The organism is Acidobacteriota bacterium (assembly GCA_016716435.1).
GTDB lineage: Bacteria > Acidobacteriota > Blastocatellia > Pyrinomonadales > Pyrinomonadaceae > OLB17.
On record JADJWI010000003.1, the window covers coordinates 320,883 to 337,883 of the forward strand.

16 protein-coding genes are annotated in these 17,001 nt (G+C 56.4%); 7 read left to right on the forward strand and 9 right to left on the reverse strand.

Translation table 11 applies throughout. From position 1 onward, the window contains the following. Positions 1–855, reverse strand: a complete 855-nt coding sequence (locus IPM21_04670; protein ID MBK9163194.1) for an ATP phosphoribosyltransferase — start codon at positions 853–855, stop codon at positions 1–3. Between the two features lie 249 nt (positions 856–1,104). On the opposite strand from IPM21_04670, the gene IPM21_04675 reads away from it, so the two are divergent. The 4 genes from IPM21_04675 (at position 1,105) to IPM21_04690 (ending at position 6,854) form a co-directional block, all read left to right on the forward strand. After that, positions 1,105–1,332, forward strand: coding sequence for a hypothetical protein (locus IPM21_04675; GenBank protein ID MBK9163195.1), 228 nt, complete (start codon positions 1,105–1,107; stop codon positions 1,330–1,332). Positions 1,333–1,348: 16 nt separating this feature from the next. Further along, complete coding sequence (locus IPM21_04680; protein MBK9163196.1) at positions 1,349–2,932, forward strand: FHA domain-containing protein; 1,584 nt, start codon at positions 1,349–1,351, stop codon at positions 2,930–2,932. Positions 2,933–2,993: 61 nt separating this feature from the next. Beyond that, entirely contained in the window at positions 2,994–6,128 is a 3,135-nt protein-coding gene (locus IPM21_04685) for a VWA domain-containing protein (protein ID MBK9163197.1), read from the forward strand. Positions 6,129–6,134: 6 nt separating this feature from the next. After that, on the forward strand, positions 6,135–6,854 hold the full coding sequence (locus IPM21_04690) for a spermidine synthase (GenBank protein MBK9163198.1): 720 nt from the start codon (positions 6,135–6,137) through the stop codon (positions 6,852–6,854). Here the strand turns inward: IPM21_04690 and IPM21_04695 are convergent. The 8 genes from IPM21_04695 to IPM21_04730 all read right to left on the reverse strand — a co-directional run bounded on the left by IPM21_04695 (position 6,851) and on the right by IPM21_04730 (position 13,514). Continuing rightward, positions 6,851–7,573 (reverse strand): VIT1/CCC1 transporter family protein, encoded by a 723-nt coding sequence (locus IPM21_04695; GenBank protein ID MBK9163199.1) that lies wholly within the window; start codon positions 7,571–7,573, stop codon positions 6,851–6,853. The genes IPM21_04690 and IPM21_04695 overlap by 4 nt on opposite strands. A 45-nt stretch (positions 7,574–7,618) precedes the next feature. Next, positions 7,619–8,014: a DUF302 domain-containing protein gene (locus IPM21_04700; GenBank protein MBK9163200.1), complete on the reverse strand. Its 396-nt coding sequence runs from the start codon at positions 8,012–8,014 to the stop codon at positions 7,619–7,621. A 187-nt stretch (positions 8,015–8,201) separates the two neighbouring features. Then, complete coding sequence (locus IPM21_04705) at positions 8,202–9,008, reverse strand: sulfite exporter TauE/SafE family protein (GenBank protein ID MBK9163201.1); 807 nt, start codon at positions 9,006–9,008, stop codon at positions 8,202–8,204. Further along, complete coding sequence (locus IPM21_04710) at positions 9,008–9,400, reverse strand: DUF2202 domain-containing protein (GenBank protein ID MBK9163202.1); 393 nt, start codon at positions 9,398–9,400, stop codon at positions 9,008–9,010. Before IPM21_04710 ends, IPM21_04705 begins: the two co-directional genes overlap by 1 nt. A gap of 307 nt (positions 9,401–9,707) precedes the next feature. Beyond that, positions 9,708–11,087, reverse strand: a complete 1,380-nt coding sequence (locus IPM21_04715) for an MBL fold metallo-hydrolase (GenBank protein ID MBK9163203.1) — start codon at positions 11,085–11,087, stop codon at positions 9,708–9,710. 25 nt (positions 11,088–11,112) lie between these two features. Beyond that, positions 11,113–11,631: a rhodanese-like domain-containing protein gene (locus IPM21_04720; GenBank protein ID MBK9163204.1), complete on the reverse strand. Its 519-nt coding sequence runs from the start codon at positions 11,629–11,631 to the stop codon at positions 11,113–11,115. A 28-nt stretch (positions 11,632–11,659) separates the two neighbouring features. After that, positions 11,660–11,995 (reverse strand): winged helix-turn-helix transcriptional regulator, encoded by a 336-nt coding sequence (locus IPM21_04725; protein ID MBK9163205.1) that lies wholly within the window; start codon positions 11,993–11,995, stop codon positions 11,660–11,662. 943 nt (positions 11,996–12,938) lie between these two features. Then, positions 12,939–13,514, reverse strand: a complete 576-nt coding sequence (locus tag IPM21_04730) for a Spy/CpxP family protein refolding chaperone (protein ID MBK9163206.1) — start codon at positions 13,512–13,514, stop codon at positions 12,939–12,941. A gap of 219 nt (positions 13,515–13,733) precedes the next feature. Between IPM21_04730 and IPM21_04735 the strand changes: the two genes are divergently transcribed. From IPM21_04735 to IPM21_04745, 3 genes are read left to right on the forward strand one after another with little or no spacing between them, the layout of a single operon-like run. After that, positions 13,734–15,665 carry a 1-deoxy-D-xylulose-5-phosphate synthase gene (locus tag IPM21_04735; GenBank protein MBK9163207.1) on the forward strand — a complete coding sequence of 644 codons (1,932 nt, stop codon included), beginning with the start codon at positions 13,734–13,736 and terminating at the stop codon, positions 15,663–15,665. 22 nt (positions 15,666–15,687) lie between these two features. Then, positions 15,688–16,470, forward strand: a complete 783-nt coding sequence (locus tag IPM21_04740; protein MBK9163208.1) for a thioredoxin domain-containing protein — start codon at positions 15,688–15,690, stop codon at positions 16,468–16,470. Between the two features lie 32 nt (positions 16,471–16,502). After that, complete coding sequence (locus IPM21_04745) at positions 16,503–16,937, forward strand: vitamin K epoxide reductase family protein (GenBank protein ID MBK9163209.1); 435 nt, start codon at positions 16,503–16,505, stop codon at positions 16,935–16,937. The last annotated feature ends 64 nt before the right edge of the window (positions 16,938–17,001 follow it).

Sequence of the window (17,001 nt, forward strand, 5' to 3'; positions counted from 1 at the left end):
TCACTTGATCATTTGATCGATCGAGAGCACAAGGATGCCCTCCGCTCCGGCCGCCTTCAGGTTCTCCACTACTTCCCAAAAATCGTGCTCGCCTATAACGGAATGCAGCGAGACCCAGCCGGGCTCGGCGAGCGGCATAACGGTCGGGCTTTTTATGCCCGGTAGCAGCGAAGCGATCTCCGCCACTTTCTCATTTGGTGCATTAAGAAGAATATATTTGTTTCGCTCGGCGGCAAGAACGCTTCGTATTCGAAACAGCAACTGATCAAGAAGTGCTGCTTCATCGCCGCCAATACCGCGGCGGGAGATGAGCACCGCCTCCGATCTCATGACGGTCTCGATCTCCCGGAGCCCGTTCGAAAATAGCGTGCTGCCGGAGCTGACAAGGTCGCAGACGGCATCTGCTAGTCCGATCGACGGTGCTATCTCAACCGAGCCGCTGATCTCGTGGATCTCCGCCGTTACAGAATGGGTCGAGAGAAACTCAATGAGAATTCGCGGATAGCTTGTGGCAATACGAAGTCCGCTGAGGTCCGCCGCATCTCTGTATTCGAACGCCTTTGGAACGGCGATCGAAAGACGGCAGCGGCCGAACCCGAGTTTCTCAACAACATCGACCGGCTTGGGACTCTCGGCAAGAATGTTTTCACCGACAATGCCGAGATCTGCGACGCCGTCAGCGACGTAATCCGGGATATCGTCATCCCGCAGGAAGAAAAGCTCGAGCGGGAAGTCTTCCGCTTCGGCACGCAGCTTACCTTGGCCGTTCGAGAAACCGATCCCGCACTTCTTGAGCAGAGCGGTCGAGCCCTCAGCCAATTTGCCTTGTTTTTGTATTGCGATCTTTAATTTCATGATTACAAAATAAAAAACGACGCCTCGGAAATTCCAGTTGAATTTCGCGTCGTCGATATGAAGGTTTAGTTTCGTTACTGAGCTAAAACGAGATTCACATCACGCGCAAATGGTGCACATGATGGTGATGGTTGACGTGGATGTTGGGGCTCGAAAGCTGCATCGCTTTCACTATAAAAGCGCATCCGTCGCCCGAACGCAAGCAGAGGCGAGGGCAGCGTTGTGATAAAATCTTCCGAGTTTATGACGATGGAAAGCGAAGAAGAAAAGGAGCTTATGCAAGCAGTTGGCAAGCGTATTCAGCGGTGCTACGGATGCTTCATAGCCTATCATTTGAAGGATATGTACCTCGGTGAGGACGCGACGTTCTTTTGCGAAAACTGCAAGGACGAGACAATGTTCCACTTTGACGACTTTGCGAAACTAATGGATGCCGCGAAGCTCCGCGAGGCTCAAGAGGAAGGCCATCATCATTGATATTGACTAAAGAATAGTGGACGTAACTCTACACATTACCGCGCCCTATGACAGCCGGTCGGTCGCGGTCGAGAATGAGGTCTCGATCGGCCGGACGGAGCTTGCCGATGTTGTAATTGACGACACCGGACTCTCAAAAAAGAACACGACGTTTTTCGTTGATGATGGCGAGCTCTGGGTTGCGGATGAGGGCTCGACCAACGGCACGTTCGTTAACGGAGCAAAGGTCGAAGGGCGGCCTCGTGTTGTTCGGAGCGGCGACGAGGTGACGCTCGGGAGCGGCACAACGATCCGCGTCGAGATCGCAGGTGCGGCCATTTCTGCCGTGAGTCCGGCTGCCGAGGTGCGACAAACGCCGCCTGCCGAACCGGTCTTTCAGGAATCAGGGTCTCCGCCGTCTGCCCCGCCGGCCAAGAGCGGTGTACCGATGATGCTCGTAGCTTCGGGCATTTTCACTTTTATCATCTTACTTTTTGGCGGGGCCGCCTTACTTTTTATAGCGCCGTGGGAAGAACCGGGCCCGACACGTCCGGGAGGCGGTTCGCGTGTAACGGCATCGGCCCTTATTCCGGTCCGCGTCATCGATCCGCTTGGCGGCGAGGACGAGAACGATCTCGACGATCTGATCTCTTCTTGGGAGGTTGCCGAGGACGAACTTGTTGCTTCAGACGTTTCGGACATCAAGGTCGTATCCCCTGAAGCTGAAGAAGCTGAGCTGAACGTTTCGGCTACGTTTCTGGCCGACCGTCAGCGGCTTGCGCTTGAGGGCCGCCCGCCCGTCAATATCAATCCGCCTGGGCTCAATGTGCCGAAAGAGCTTAGAGGCGACGGTGTGATAAAGCAGAAGCGAAAGCTGGCGGAAATGAGAAGCGGTGGCTACCGCCAGCCACTGGATTTTGCCGATCTTGCCGAAAAGCGCATGAGCCGCGAGTTTTTAGAGATGCCGATGGCGAAGGAAAGTTATTACCTCGATGTAGGTGGTTCGGCCCAGGACAAGCAGTTCTCATCTTTCAGCTTCAGCGAAGGAGTTTCGGAAATAGTCCCCGGCCATCCGAAATATGAAACGCTCAAACGGCTCGCGGACAACTTTGCCGGACAGAAATACGACCTCAACATTGCGGGCGATAGAAAACAGATTCGGCGGCGACTCCTCCGAATGTTTCAGCCGCCCGCAAAGCCGATCCTGGAAGAGCTTGCCCTTGCGTATTTTCAACAGTACAAACGTCCTCTTCGCGTGACCTCGCTCACGCGCTCGATGGATTATCAGATCCTTTTGAATCAGGGAAACGCCAATTCTTTTGTGGTTCGTGGCGAGGGATCGCTCCCGCCGCACACTTCGGGAGCCGCCTTCGACCTCGCCCGCAAGCATATGCCTGTGGACGAACAGAATTTCCTGATGCAGAAGATGGCCGAGATGGAGCAAGCGGGACGACTCGATGCCCTGATCGAATACGGCGTCAATTCCTGCTTCCACGTCTTCATTTATCATGACGGGAAGCCGCCTAATGCGCTGAACCTTTACGAGAATCAGTACGAGAACTTTCCATTCCTGACCTCGCTCCGCCGAACCGGCCGTGACGAGGATGAGCACATCCATTAACACGACCCGCGTTGAATATGCCGCAAGCACTTCATAAACTGAATGTGTGGCAGAACCGAGTTTGGACAACAAGCAGACGCTGACCGACCTTGCGAAGCATCTCTCGCGGCTTCCGGCCGATAAGCGTCGGGCGGCGGTTGAGGTCAGTGCTGCGCTTGCGGGCGTTAGCCTTCGCGTCAGCCGTGATTTTGTCGAAGCGGTTCCCAAAGCGGCGAAGCTGCTATCGGCGGAAGACCTCAGAGCCTGGGGCGAGCTCGGCCGCCGCGTTGCGATGGGCAATGCGGATCTCGGGTCAAAGTTTTTTGAAATGGGAGTCGAACGGCTGTCGGCAGTGCCCGCCGCCTCTCGCCAAAACGTTTTTCAGATCTGCACTCGGCAGTTGGTTCTTTCAAGCTCGGTCGCCCTCGAGACCTACAACTTCATTCCGGAGCTCGCCGAGCAGATAAAAGATTCGGACTTTCTTTCCGCAGTGTTGACGCTCGCCGTAGATATTGCAAACCGGTCGGCAAAGCACAGTGCGGAGTTTCTAAAGAGTTCACCTGCGGTCGCGCAAGCGGTCGCAGAGATCGGCAATCGATCCAAGTCGCTCGATAAGGAGATAACCGATGCGATCATCTCGCTTGCCTCGACCTTTGCGGCGCGCACCGGCGGAATGGCTGCCGACCTTTGGGCTCATCTGCCGGATGCACTCGAGGGGCTCGATCGTGACGCAGCTGTTCGGCTCGCAACTCAGGCCGCGAAGATGCTGGAGCACGGCGGGAGCGTAACGCTGCATTTTCTTACGGCCGGAAGCACCGTTTTGAGGACAGATGCCAGGGTATTCGACGATTGGTGCTCGGTGCTCAAGCGGATCGCGCCGCAGGGAAACGCCGTCCATATCGCATTTCTCCGTGCCACGCCGAAATTCTTTTCACAGATCGCCGCCGTCAAGCTCGAGGGCGCCGATGACGGCAGCATCAAGACCGCCGCACTTCGGCGAGTTCTGGGCCGTATCGGCGAGATAGCAGAGACGGATGCCGAGAGCGCTCTCGCTGCATTTCGTTCGTCCGCCGCGACGCTTCGAACGGTTTCTTTGGATCAATTTGAAGAGTGGATCGAAAACGGCCTCGTTCAGTTTCGTGACGAAAGTGTAAAGGCACGGCGAAGCTACTTCGCTCTCGAAACCCGACAATCCAACGACCAGCTTCAGCAGACCCGGTCGGGCCTTCATCTTGAGGCGGTTCAGCACGTGCTGCGGCTATATATCGAGGCGCTTACGGGCCGCGAGGTCGAGATAGCACCGCAATCGGCAATGCCGCAGGAGTCGCGAATCGGCGACGGCAAGACCATTTATCTGCCGAACGCAATAGCAGAATTTGATACAGAGGAAAAAGACTTCCGGCTCTACAAGGTGCTCGCGGCCTATGGTGCCGGGCAGATCGAGTTTGGCACATTTGCAAAGGACACTACCGAACTAAAGGCAGCTTTCACCGACCTAGCCGATCTTTACTCCGCGACCGCTGAACAGATAGACGCATTTTCGCTTGCTGGTTATATCGAGGACGTCCAGAAGGGCGAACGGGCACTGACTGATGAGGAGATAAGCGCTGAGATAAAACGCAAACGGACTGCCCTCCCGAAAAATTCAGACTACCGAGCGGTGCTGAACATTTTTCCCGAGCCGCGGCTCGCACGCAGGGTCTTTACGACGATGGAGAACGCGCGGATCGACGGATTGCTTCGGCGAAACTACCGCGGGCTGAGGAAAGACCTTGACCTGATGCAGGCGTTTCTGCAAAAGAGCCGGCCCTTCATCTTCGACGTGCCCTATCCTCAGGTACCGTTCGAGTTGTTGTTTCAGATAACGCTCTGCGGCGGGGCGACCGATGATGCCCGGAGCTTTTACGGGCAGATCGTATCAGAGATAGAAACCGTGGTGGAGAGCTATGTCCGCGGGACGCATGCAAAAGACGCAAAACCTCCGACGGTCGCTGATTCGCTTTTTGCGACTAGCCGCGTTTATAACCTTTTCCAGAACATTACACCCGAGCAGGTGCAGGAAGCGGAAAGCGAAGAACCGGACGAAAAGAGCGACTTTGCCTATGAAGACAAGCTCGCTGAAGAGGCGATCACCGAGGATAAGGCGAAGCGCGACGAGCGGCCGCAGACGATGCAGGACCTTCGCGACCTTTTCAACGCATGGAACAGCGACGAGGAGGACGGAGAGCCCGACGACCTTCAGGGCTCAGAGGCGTGGTCAAGCAATGAAATGCCGGAGATTCCGCTCGAACCGGGCGACGAGGCGTTTGCCTATGACGAATGGGACCGCGAGCTAAGTGATTATCGCGTCGGGTGGAGCCGTGTTATCGAAAAGCGGGTAAAGCAGGGCGATCGCACATTCGTCGAGCTCGCCCGGTCGCGATATCGCGGAGTGATATCATCCATCAGGCATCAGTTTCAGTTGATGAAACCGGAGAACCTTACGAAGATCAATCGCGAGCTTGATGGCGAAGATTATGACCTTAACGCATTGGTCGATTTTGTCATCGACCGAAAAGCTGACGGTCGGCAGTCCGAAAACATCTATACAAAGCGGCTCCGGCGTCAGCGTGATGTCGCGGTCTCGCTCTTGCTTGACCAATCATCATCGACCGCCCGGACGATCACGCGAAATCCGCTGCAGCCTTACACCTATCCTGGACGCCGGATCATCGAGATAGAAAAAGAGGGCCTTGTGCTCATGAGCGAAGCGCTTGAGGCGGTCGGCGATGTTTACTCGATCAATGGATTTACTAGCGAGGGCCGGCGAAACGTTAAGTTCTATGTAGTCAAGGACTTTGACGAGAAATACTCTGCCGAAACCGAGCGACGTATCGGCGGGATCACTTTTCAAAACAATACTCGACTTGGGGCCGCGATCCGCCACGCCGCACATAAACTGCTCCGGCAGGAGAATCGCACGAAGCTGCTTTTGATCCTTACCGACGGCCGGCCCTACGACCATGACTACGGCGATGCCCGCTACGCCCGCGAGGACGTCCGCGAGGCTCTGATCGAGGCGAAAACGAACGGCATCACGCCCTTTTGCATCACCATCGACCGCGAGTCCGAGGCCGAACTCCGCGACCTCTACGGTGACGTCGGCTACACCATTATCGACGACGTTCTCTCGCTCCCAGAGCGGATGCCGAATATCTACCGGCGGCTGACGAGTTGAAACAGAATGAGCGTTAAAGAACTCGGATTCCAGCAGACACCTCTCGGCGAGCTAACGCTTCGCCAAAGGGCCGAACCGCGATTGGGTGGTTTGGAAGTGTTTGAGGTCAAGCTTGGCGATGAATACTTGATGTCGAGCCTGTTCACCGAGAGCGAACGGCAGCTTGCGACGCTTGGACTCGCACCTCTCACCGGCGATCTCAATGTCGTAATCGGCGGCTTGGGGCTTGGCTATACAGCCGCCGAGGCCTTAAAGGACACGAATGTTTCCAGCCTGGTCGTCATCGATCTCTTTCAGGCCGTTATCGACTGGCACCACGCCGGCCTCGTTCCAAATGGAGAATTGCTCGCGGGTGATCCGCGATGCGAACTCCGCCAGGGTGACTTCTTTGAGCTGGCCCGCACCGGCTTTGATGCCTCGGCACCCGAGCGAAAGTTTGACGCTGTCTTGCTCGACATCGACCATTCCCCTGAGCATCATCTCGACCGCGGCAACGCGTCTCTCTATACCTTTGAGGGGCTTACCTCTGTCAAAGATCAACTAAAACCCAACGGCACCTTTGCCTTTTGGTCAAACGACCGTGCCAGCATTGCCTTCACCGAAAGACTCCGCGAAGTGTTCGCCACCGCTGAGGCCCACGATGTCGAATTCCCAAATCCCTACACCGGAGCAACCTCGGTGAATTCTGTTTACGTCGCCCAAAAGAATGGCCCGCTGAAAAGCTAACCAGCGATGCCTTTCAGCAGCACTCCGACGCCATACGCAAGGCTTGCTGCTAAGGCTCCGACGAAAAGTGTTTCGAGCCCCGAGCGGTACCACGAGTGGGTCGACCAACGGCTCTTGAAAGATCCGATCAGAAAGAATGTAACTCCCGTCATCACACAGGCGACCAAGAACGACGATCCCCACCCGAGAAGATACGGGACGAGCGGAACGAGGCCGCAGACGACGAACGCACTGAACGTGCTCCCGGCGGCGAGCCAGGGCGAGCGTATCTCTGCCGGCAGGCCGTATTCCTCGGTCATCATCGTCTTCACCCAGCGGTTCTTATCGGAGGTGATGAGCTCGACCGCCGTTTCGAGCTCGGTGCCTTCAAAGCCTTTCGCTCGGTAGATCTCGCGGACCTCTTCGCGTTCGCCTTCCGGCTCGAGCTCGATGTGCCGATGCTCGATCTCCTCGATCCGGTGGTAGTCATCTATCTCTGCACGCGTGCCGAGAAAGTTGCTCGCGGCCATCGAAAAGCCGTCCGCAACCAGATTCGCAAATCCGAGGATCAGCACGATCTTGGTCGAAAGCTCGGCACCGGCCACTCCGGAGACAACAGCAAAGGTCGTCACGGCCCCGTCAACTCCGCCATAGATAAAATCCCGGACGTAGTTGTGGCTCGCGCCGGCAATCCGGGCCGCGATCGCCTCTCGGGTGTGTTCGTGTTCCAGGTTCGTCACGTCGCGATGATATTACTCCTTTACCGGCTATCAAAGCCGCTTGGGTCAGATGCTCTCGATCGCACGCCGAAGCATCGCGTTCACATCACCGGCGAATTCATCGAGCTCGTTGCGGCCGGTAACGGACAACATCTTCTTTGCGTCGATGGCCGCAACAACGGTAGCACCGTTTTCCTCATAAACGACAACATTACACGGAAGCAAGAGCCCGAGATCCATATCTTTTCCCAGAGCTTCAAACGCGTACTTTGGATTGCAGGCTCCAAGGATAATGTAATTGCCGAACTCTTTCTCAAGCTTTTCTTTGAACTTGGCCTTAAGGTCGATCTCAGTCAGCACTCCAAAGCCTTCAGTTTTAAGAGCATCTTTTGTTTTTTCCAGAGCCTCGTCAAAGGTAAGTGCGAGCTCGCGTTTAATTCCGTATTCGCTATTGTTGGTCATTACTATCTCCTGTTCCCGCGGGCGCGTAGGCAGCGGCATCCCTTTCATTGTCCTTACGTCGAGACCCGACGTCGCATGCCCCGCGAAGTCAGGTATTGAAGCCGAGTCTCGGCAAAATGACGAGCTGAAGCAGCAGCCACGCCGAGATAAATATTACGATAATTACGAGTCCTTCCATTTCAGTTCACTACGCGAAGATCGTCTCGCGGACGATCATGTAAATGCCCATCACAAGTACGAACCACCCAAATGCGGTCTTGAGCCGGTGTCCGGCGATATACTTGTTGAGCCACGACCCGATGAAAATGCCGGAGACCGACGCAGCTGTAAAGCCGAGCAAGAACGGCCACTCTATCGGCATGCCGGCCTGCAGGTCGCCGGTAAAGCCAAGCAGCGACTTCATCGCTATGATAAAGAGCGACGTTCCGACCGCCCTCTTCATATCCAGCTTGGCAAAAAGCACCAAAGCCGGGATGATCAGAAAACCGCCGCCCGCACCGACAAGGCCGGTCAGCGTTCCGACCCCAGCCCCTTCCGCCAAGATGAGGCCGAAGTGGTGTGATCCATCCGGTTCGATCGCACCTTCAACTGCCGGAGCTTCAACTCCGCCGCGGATCATCGACCACGATGTGGCGATCATGAGCAAGGCGAAGAGCAATAGAAGCCCCGTACCTTTAGAAACACCAAAGTCTGCCGAGCCGATCGTGTCCGGAATAGCCGGCATGATCCAAGCCCTGGTCACATAGACCGCAATGATCGACGGGATGCCGAACAGGAATGCGATCTTAAAATCGACCAGTTTACGGATCGAGTTCTGGATGCCCCCGACGAGGGCGGTCGAACCCACAACGAACAGCGAATACGCTGTCGCAAGAACAGGGTCAACTCCGGCAAGATAAACCAGGACCGGAACGGTTAGAATGCTGCCGCCCGCTCCGATCAATCCGAGCGAAATGCCGATCACGGCCGCGAATATGTAAGCGAGGATGTCCATTATCCGTTTCCGCGTGGGCCTCGTCCCATCCCCGGGCCACGTCCGCCACCTCCACCGCCGCATCGTTGAAACGCCGGCAGGTGGTTTTCCTCGGAAGCCCGCTGCAGCGCCCGATATGTGTCGAGAATGTCCTGCCGTTCGGTCGTCTTGAATAGTCGCGTATAAAGATCACGGTTCAAGATCTCGGCTTCAACGCCCGCTTTGCATGCCTCGGCTACCGACTTGTAGGTCGGCACATTGCCCGGCCACGGGTTCTCCGGTATCTCCATACCGTATTTCGTGAATAGTGCCTTTAGCATATCGGCATGCCTCATCTCGGCCCGGACGATGTTGACGAACGGCCGCGGGTCGTTGAACTCGCGGTTGACCTGTTGATAGATGGCAATTGCCATGTATTCGTCGTTCAACGCAAGCAAGAGTCTCTCGATCTCGGCCTTCTTCAAATCGCCTTTGTAAGCAGCAAAATCAAAGTCACAGATCTTGCATTCCGTTGGTTGTTCTTTCTGCACCTCGTTTTGGGTCGCTGCTGCTATTGGCTCCGGCGAGGCAGCTGCGGCGTTGTTCGAGATCGCCGTGCCGCAAGCGGCGGTTGCGAACATGAATAGGGCGAATAGGCCCGTTGTTAATATCACTCTCATTTCTTTACTCCTAAAGAGCGGCGGCCGCGAATTTCTCGGCGGCCGCTCGTCAATGTGTCTTTTATGAATTCGCACAGGCTGTTGCCAGAACATCGGTCGGAAATTCAGCCTCCATCCAAGCTTTCGTTCCGCCCGTTACGTTATAGATCTCCTTGAATCCGGCGTTCTCCAGGATGCTGGTCCCGAGGCTCGAGCGGTAGCCGCTCTGGCAAATAACGTAGGTCGGAAGATCGGGATTGAGCATGTCGATCTCACGTGCCAGCCGATCAAGCGGAAGATTGAGCGTGCCCGCGGCGTGGCCGTTGGCGTGCTCCGCCGGCCTGCGGACATCGACGAACTGAACATCGTCGGTGGCGACCGCTTCCTTGACCTTATCTACCGGGATCTGTTCGACCGTTTTCTTCTCTGCGGTGAAATCGCTGATGAGAATAAAGCCTTTCGTCGTCTCGATACCGACGCGAGCCAGCCGCATAAATGCCTCGTCCACTTGTTCTTGCGTTTCGGCGACGATCGCGACCGGCGTTCCGATCGGGATCAGCGTTCCTGCCCACGAGGCGAACTGGCCACCGAGCCCGATGTTGATCGAATTTGGCACATGGCCCGCACCGAATTCGGTGTTCTGCCGTACATCAACAACAATGCCGTCGAAATCGATGATCTCGTTGGTCGAGAGAGCCGCCGGTTTTGGCAGGTCGTCGAGCGATGCGGAACCTTTTAGATTCTGCGAAGCGCTGACCGGGAAATATGCCGGCACCTCGGGCTGGTCGGATGCGACCACCTTGATGAATTCTTCCTTGGTCATCGGCTTGAGGGCGTAGTTAAACTTTCGCTGCTCGCCGAGCGTTGACCACGTTTCCTTTGAGAGCGATTTGCCGCAGAGCGAGCCCGCTCCGTGGGCCGGATAGACCTCGGTCTCATCGGGCAGCGGAAGGATCTTTTCGTGGAGCGAATCGTAGAGCATCGCGCCCATCTGTTCGGCGGTGAAGCCCTTTGAGCCGATCAGGTCCGGCCGGCCAACGTCGCCGATAAAGAGAGTATCCCCGGTAAACATCTTTACTGGTGCCTCGGCATTTTCCGAGTTCTTTGCAAGTATCGTAATTCCCTCGGGCGTGTGGCCGGGTGTTTCAAGAAACTTGAGCTCGATCGCTCCAACGTTCAGCGTGTCGCCGTCCTTTACCTTGAGGGTTGGGAACTCTGTGTTTGCCCGCTGGCCGTAGATGATCTCAGCTCCGGTCTTGGCCGCAAGCTCCAGATGGCCGCTGACGAAGTCGGCGTGTGAGTGCGTTTCGATCACGTACTTTATCTTTTGTCCGTTGGCCTCTGCCTCGTCGATATACTGCTGGACGTCACGCTGCGGATCGATGATCGCGGCTTCCTCGCCCGAGCCGATGTAGTACGAAGCGTGTGCCAAACATCCCAAGTAAAACTGCTTGAATTTCATTTCCTTCTCCTCTCTCATTTCTTCCTTAAGCTACTCGTTTGTTCCACGGCATCCTTGCGATCAGCAAGCCCATGCCGCACCAGTCGATCACCGCCGTAAAGGCCAACCCAAACCCTACGAAGCCAGCAAGTGCAATGAACCATGGATGCACTAACAAGGTCAGCACCACGCCGGTGAAGACCAGAAGCCCCGCGGCAAACCGCACCTGGCGCTCGATCGACCACGGAGCGTGCTCATCGCGTTCGATCGGCAGATCTTCTTTCTTCCAGGCCTCGAGGCCGCCGACCACGTTGACGACGTTGGTGAACCCCATCGCCTTTAGCCTGGCTTGCGCTTCCGAAGACCGCCTGCCCGTCCGGCACATCACATAGATCGGCTTTGAGTGGTCAAGCTCCTGATGCCGTTCCTCGAGTTCGCCAAGCGGCAGAAGGCTCGCCCCCGAGACCCTTCCGCCCGCAAACTCTACCTGCTCGCGGACATCGACGAGGTGTATCTCGCCGTTCTCCAACTGTTCCTTAAGTCCCACTACAGTACATTCGCTCATTGCTTTGTTCCTTATTTCTCCTTTGTCCTTAAACTAGTGCCAAAAGTCTTGATTGAGTTTCCGCGCGGTCGCGGAGTGAGTTGCAGACCGTGTCGCACATCTCGAAGATGCTCGAATCGGCTACGGAGTAAAAATTGAAATTCTTCTCCTGCCGCCGCTTGAGCAAGCCCGATTCCTGCATCACCTTGAGGTGCTTTGAGACGTTCGGCTGGCTCGTTCCCGTGCCGGCCGCGATCTCGTTCACCGTTTTCTCGCCTTCGCCGATGAAGTGCAGTATCCGCAACCGAACCGGCTCGCCGAGCACCTTGAACCGCTCTGCGATCAAAACCATTAATTCGTCTGATAGAGGTTTCTCTTTCATCATCGCTATATTGCCATATACGCATATAGTGTGTCAACTGGAAAAATGACAGATCGAAACTTGTCCAAAGGCCCCGGGTGCCGGCCCATTTTGTTTCATTTCTTAATGAGACCGCACGTTTCATGAAACAGAGTGAAACACTGAAACAAGGTGAAATCGTGAAACAAGTGAAACGCCGTGGAGTTTTGAGCCCCGGCTTTGTCGAATTCCGGATTCCAAATTCCGGATTCCGAATTCGAAGATGAGCCCTTGCTGACGCGCGGGCCTCCGACACGACATTCCGACTTCCGACTTCCGAATTCCGCATTTCTTGGTGTTCTGTTTTTCTGTGGGCAATGCGCGTTCGCGAAAACATCGTGAACAACGCGAACGTTTGGGACACATGGGACGCCTGGGACATCTGGAACACGTGGCCGGGCTTGGGTCTTGGATCTTTGGTATTCGTTCGCATTGTCAATTGTTAATTGGACCATCGTTAATTGGTTGAAAATTGGGCTTTGGGCTTGGGTCTTGGGTCTTGGGCCTTTGGTTTTTGCTTTTCTACACTCGATCTTGGCATTCCGCTTAATTACTAATCATTAATTGGCGAGAATGAAGGACTTCGGTCTGTTCGAACACGGCTTACCGCTCACTGCTTACCGCTCACTTTCTCCAGCTGTCCATTTTCATTAACCGTTCGGCGAAAGTGAACGGCGATCCGTGAGATATGGAAGATATGGATGATATGAAAGGTGCGAGTTGTGAGTTACCGAGTTGCAGAGTTCGGAGAGTGAAATCCAGATGCCAGATTCGCCACTCGTCACTCGCCACAAAGGCGAGCCCTCGCTTACGGTCGGGCTACTGACACGAGCGGGGCATCGCGCAAAAGAAAAAACGGCCGGGAGGGTTGAACCTCTCGGCCGTTTTTTTAGGTGTTGGAGGGCACCTTTTGCAGGTAAAGTGTGGGCTAGTTTGCGGGCTTGGTTTCGCCGGCTTCTTTTTGCTTGAGGAACTCTTCGCGACGCTGCTGCCATCGCTGGCGGCGTTCTTCGCGACGCTGTTGTCGTTCAAGCCGGTTCTGTTCGATCTGCTGCTTCTGCTCAGGCGTCAGAACGGATTCGACCTGAGTCTTGACGAGTTCTGCACGCTGGCGGGCCTGCGTTCGGAGCTGCTCGGCACGCTGCTTTTGGTCTTCGGTGATGGTGCCGTCGCGTCGTGCCTGCATGATCGTCCGCATCTCTTCGCGAACGGTTTCATCAGGCCGGTTGGCCTGCATTATTCCGCGAATCTGCTCTTTCTGGGCATCGGTCAGGTCGATGCCGCGGAGCCCCATCATCGGGCCGCCACGCATTCCGCGCATGCCGCCCTTTCCGTGGCCGCCGCGCATACCCTTTCCAAGGCCGTCCTTACCGCCGCGGCGTTCATAACTGCGGCCTTCTTTCTTGCCACTGTCATCGGTCGTTTGGGCCGTGACCGCTCCGGCAAAACCCGTAACGAGCACGGCGCCGGCTGCCAGCGACATCAATTTGCTTCTCAATCTCATAATTTTACCTCTTCAGAAGAATTCGGATGATTTCCTTATCGTTTTTCTTACGACACCACCTTAGACGATAGACCTCGCCCTTTAGCCGAAAAATACCTGTAAAGATGTGTAAACTCGCCCGAGCGAAAACCGCCCGGGCTAAACAGGCGAATTGAACAATGCCGATATAAAAGGCTAAAATGCGGAGTTCACGGAAATATTGCAGAACCACGGAGCTAAATGCGTTTTTTGTCTGAGATCAATTCACCGGCCGACCTGCGGCAATTAAAGGTAGAAGACCTGCAAGAGGTCGCCGACGAGGTGCGCCAGTTCATAATCGACACATGTGCCCGCATCGGCGGCCACACCGGGGCCTCGCTCGGGGCGGTCGAGCTTGCCGTTGCGATGCACTATGTGTTCGATACGCCGAACGACCGGCTCGTCTGGGACGTCGGCCATCAGGCATACGCGCATAAGATATTGACCGGCCGCCGCGAGAGCTTTCACACCATTAAGCAATACGGCGGGCTCTCGGGCTTTCTCCGGCGGGACGAATCGGAATACGACACCTTCGGAGCGGGCCACGCCTCGACCTCGATCTCGGCGGCGCTCGGAATGGCCATCGCTCGCGACAAGCTCGGCGAGGATCACCACGTCTGCGCTTTGATCGGCGATTCGTCGCTCGCGGGCGGCATGGCGATGGAGGCGATAAACCAGGCCGGGCATTTGAAGTCGCGGCTGATCGTCCTCTTAAATGACAACGAGATGTCGATCGCTCCGGCCGTCGGTGCTCTGAACAGATATCTCAACCGCATCAAAGAGGCACAGAGCTACCAGCATTTGAAAGAAGAGATCGGCGACGCGCTCGAAAGCGTTCCCGGCTTTGGCCATAGCCTCCGCCGTGCGGCCAAGCACGTTAAGGATGCGATCGCCGCCGCAGTTCTGCCGGGTGCATTGGTCAACGAACTTGGCTTCAAATACATCGGCTATGTTGACGGCCACAATGTTCCGATGCTCGTCCGTGCGCTTGAGGAAGCGAAGAAGATCGACGACGGCCCGGTGATCGTCCACGCGCTGACGACCAAGGGCAAGGGCTTTCCGAATCCGGAAAGAAACTATTACGCATACCACGCGACCGGGCCCTTTGACCCAAAGACCGGCAAGGCCGTCAAGACCTCGGCGGCACCGGCTCCGACCTATACGAAGGTCTTTGGCGATACGCTTTCGGACCTGATGGACGCGGACGACAAGATCGTCGCTATCACGGCCGCAATGCCGGACGGCACGGGCATCGACATCGCGCTCGAACGCCACCCGGAACGCTCATTTGACGTCGGAATCGCTGAGCAGCACGCTGTCACCTTCGCGGCCGGAATGGCTTGCGAGGGAATGAAGCCGGTCGCGGCGATCTACTCGACGTTTCTCCAGCGCGGCTTTGACCAGCTTATCCATGACGTTTGTTTGCAGGACCTCAACGTTACATTCGGAATGGACCGTGCCGGCATCGTCGGTGCGGACGGCCCGACACACCACGGCCTGCTCGACATCGCGTATCTTCGCGGCTATCCGAATATCGTGCTGATGGCGCCGAAGGATGAAGGCGAGCTTCGGGATATGATGCACACGGCGATCGAGCATCCGGGCCCGGCGGCCATCCGCTATCCGCGGGGCAACGGCATCGGCGTGGATATTTCGGGCGAGCCGCAGCTAATAGAGATCGGCAAGGGCGAGATCGTCCGCGAGGGCGAGGACGTCGCGATCGTCGCTTACGGCTCGATGGTCATGCCGTCGCTCGACGCGGCAAGGTCGCTAGAGGCCGACGGCATTAATGCGACGGTCGTCAACGCGCGTTTCGTAAAGCCGCTCGATGAAGCTCTCTTGACCGAGATCGCCGAAACGCACCGGCTTGTTATCACGGTCGAAGAAGCGTATCTCGCCGGCGGATTCGGCTCAGCGGTGCTCGAGTTTTACGAGCACAAGAATCTGCTCGAAGGCCTTCGGGTCGTAAGAATGGGCGTGCCGGACCGGATCGTTACCCACGGCGATGCAAAGCTCCTGCTCGCAAAATATGGCCTCGACGCTGACGGCATCCGCGAAATGGCGACGAAAACGCTTACTGAGTTGCCCGCGTCAAAGAAGAACTTGCGGACGCGGCTTCGGGCGGTGAAATAATCATTAGATCTAACTTTCAGCAATGAAGAAACAAGAAAAACCAAAGAGCGGAATGCCGCTCCTCATCATCGGCCTCGTCTTTGTGGCCGCCGTTATCGGTGCCATCTATATTTATAACTCGGGGACGAGTTCGCCGGCGACGACCGCTTCTAGCAATTCGACCGCGGCCCGGCCGACGCCGAACATGGCCAACGCTCCGGCAGGTGCGCCGATCGGCGTGAATATGCTCGGTTCGCAGACGGCGGCCGTAACGGTAGAGGAATTTGCCGATTATCAATGCGGCGGCTGTGCAGCAGTGCATCCGGTGATGAAGGAACTTGCTTCGGCATATGCCGGCAACCGCAATTTCCGTTTCATTTATCGCCATTATCCGCTTGCCATCCCGGCCCACGACAAGTCGTATGAGGCATCAGCGGCGACCGAAGCCGCCGGGCTGCAGGGCAAATTTTGGCAGATGCAGGACCAGCTTTTCCGCAATCAGGCAGCCTGGACGGCAAACCCGAATTACCGCCAGATCTGGTCGGAATATGCAACGAACCTCGGAATGGATGTTCAGCGATTTCAGGCGGACCTCGCAGGTATTCAGACCAAGAACCGCGTTGATGCCGACATCCAACGCGGCCGGGCCTTGGGTGTAAGCTCGACCCCGACCGTTTTCGTCAACGGCAAGGCCGTGCCTTTCTCGGAGCTGAACAACATCGCGTCGCTTCGGCGGATAGTTGATGCCGAGATCGCAGCCGTCGCCGCCGCACAGCAGTCGAACTCAGCGAACTCCGCTCCTGCAGCCGCAAGCTCGAATCAATAAAAGTGGCCGAAGAGGAAGTAACAGAGAGAGAGATGCCCGGGCTGCGGAAGCTTCCGCTAGCTGCGGGCATCGTCGCCCTCGTCGGGCTGGCAGATTCCGTCTATCTTTCGGTCAAGCACTTCACCGCCGAGCCTGTGCCGTGCAGCCTGGTCGAAGGCTGTGAAAAAGTGCTGACGAGCCCCTATGCCGAGGTCGCCGGAGTTCCGATCGCGGCGGCAGGTGCTCTTGCGTATTTCGCGGCGTTTGCATTCGCCGTTCTCGCGGCCTATGGCGACGAGCGGATGTGGAAGCTCTTCGGTGGGCTTGCGACACTGATGGCCGGCTTTTCGCTTTGGCTGATCTATCTGCAGGCTTTCGTCATCGGGGCATTTTGCCAGTTCTGTCTTATATCGGCGGGGACCTCACTAACGCTGTTCGGTATCTTTATCGCCGCGGCCCTTACCCGCGAAAAAACATCCTTCGAATAGTTGAAACTGCTTTCCCGCTCCAAACGAAATCTACTGTGAAGGGGAGATGCCGCCCGGAAGGCAT

What these genes read in the sequence shown, in the direction of transcription:
- IPM21_04700 (MBK9163200.1), bottom strand. Translation starts at nt 8,014, where the DNA reads ATGACCAACAATAGCGAATACGGAATTAAACGCGAGCTCGCACTTACC.
- IPM21_04705 (MBK9163201.1), bottom strand. Translation starts at nt 9,008, where the DNA reads ATGGACATCCTCGCTTACATATTCGCGGCCGTGATCGGCATTTCGCTC.
- IPM21_04725 (MBK9163205.1), bottom strand. Translation starts at nt 11,995, where the DNA reads ATGATGAAAGAGAAACCTCTATCAGACGAATTAATGGTTTTGATCGCA.
- IPM21_04730 (MBK9163206.1), bottom strand. Translation starts at nt 13,514, where the DNA reads ATGAGATTGAGAAGCAAATTGATGTCGCTGGCAGCCGGCGCCGTGCTC.
- IPM21_04745 (MBK9163209.1), top strand. Translation starts at nt 16,503, where the DNA reads ATGCCCGGGCTGCGGAAGCTTCCGCTAGCTGCGGGCATCGTCGCCCTC.
- IPM21_04715 (MBK9163203.1), bottom strand. Translation starts at nt 11,087, where the DNA reads ATGAAATTCAAGCAGTTTTACTTGGGATGTTTGGCACACGCTTCGTAC.
- IPM21_04735 (MBK9163207.1), top strand. Translation starts at nt 13,734, where the DNA reads ATGCGTTTTTTGTCTGAGATCAATTCACCGGCCGACCTGCGGCAATTA.
- IPM21_04670 (MBK9163194.1), bottom strand. Translation starts at nt 855, where the DNA reads ATGAAATTAAAGATCGCAATACAAAAACAAGGCAAATTGGCTGAGGGC.
- IPM21_04720 (MBK9163204.1), bottom strand. Translation starts at nt 11,631, where the DNA reads ATGAGCGAATGTACTGTAGTGGGACTTAAGGAACAGTTGGAGAACGGC.
- IPM21_04740 (MBK9163208.1), top strand. Translation starts at nt 15,688, where the DNA reads ATGAAGAAACAAGAAAAACCAAAGAGCGGAATGCCGCTCCTCATCATC.
- IPM21_04690 (MBK9163198.1), top strand. Translation starts at nt 6,135, where the DNA reads ATGAGCGTTAAAGAACTCGGATTCCAGCAGACACCTCTCGGCGAGCTA.
- IPM21_04675 (MBK9163195.1), top strand. Translation starts at nt 1,105, where the DNA reads ATGGAAAGCGAAGAAGAAAAGGAGCTTATGCAAGCAGTTGGCAAGCGT.
- IPM21_04710 (MBK9163202.1), bottom strand. Translation starts at nt 9,400, where the DNA reads ATGGCAATTGCCATCTATCAACAGGTCAACCGCGAGTTCAACGACCCG.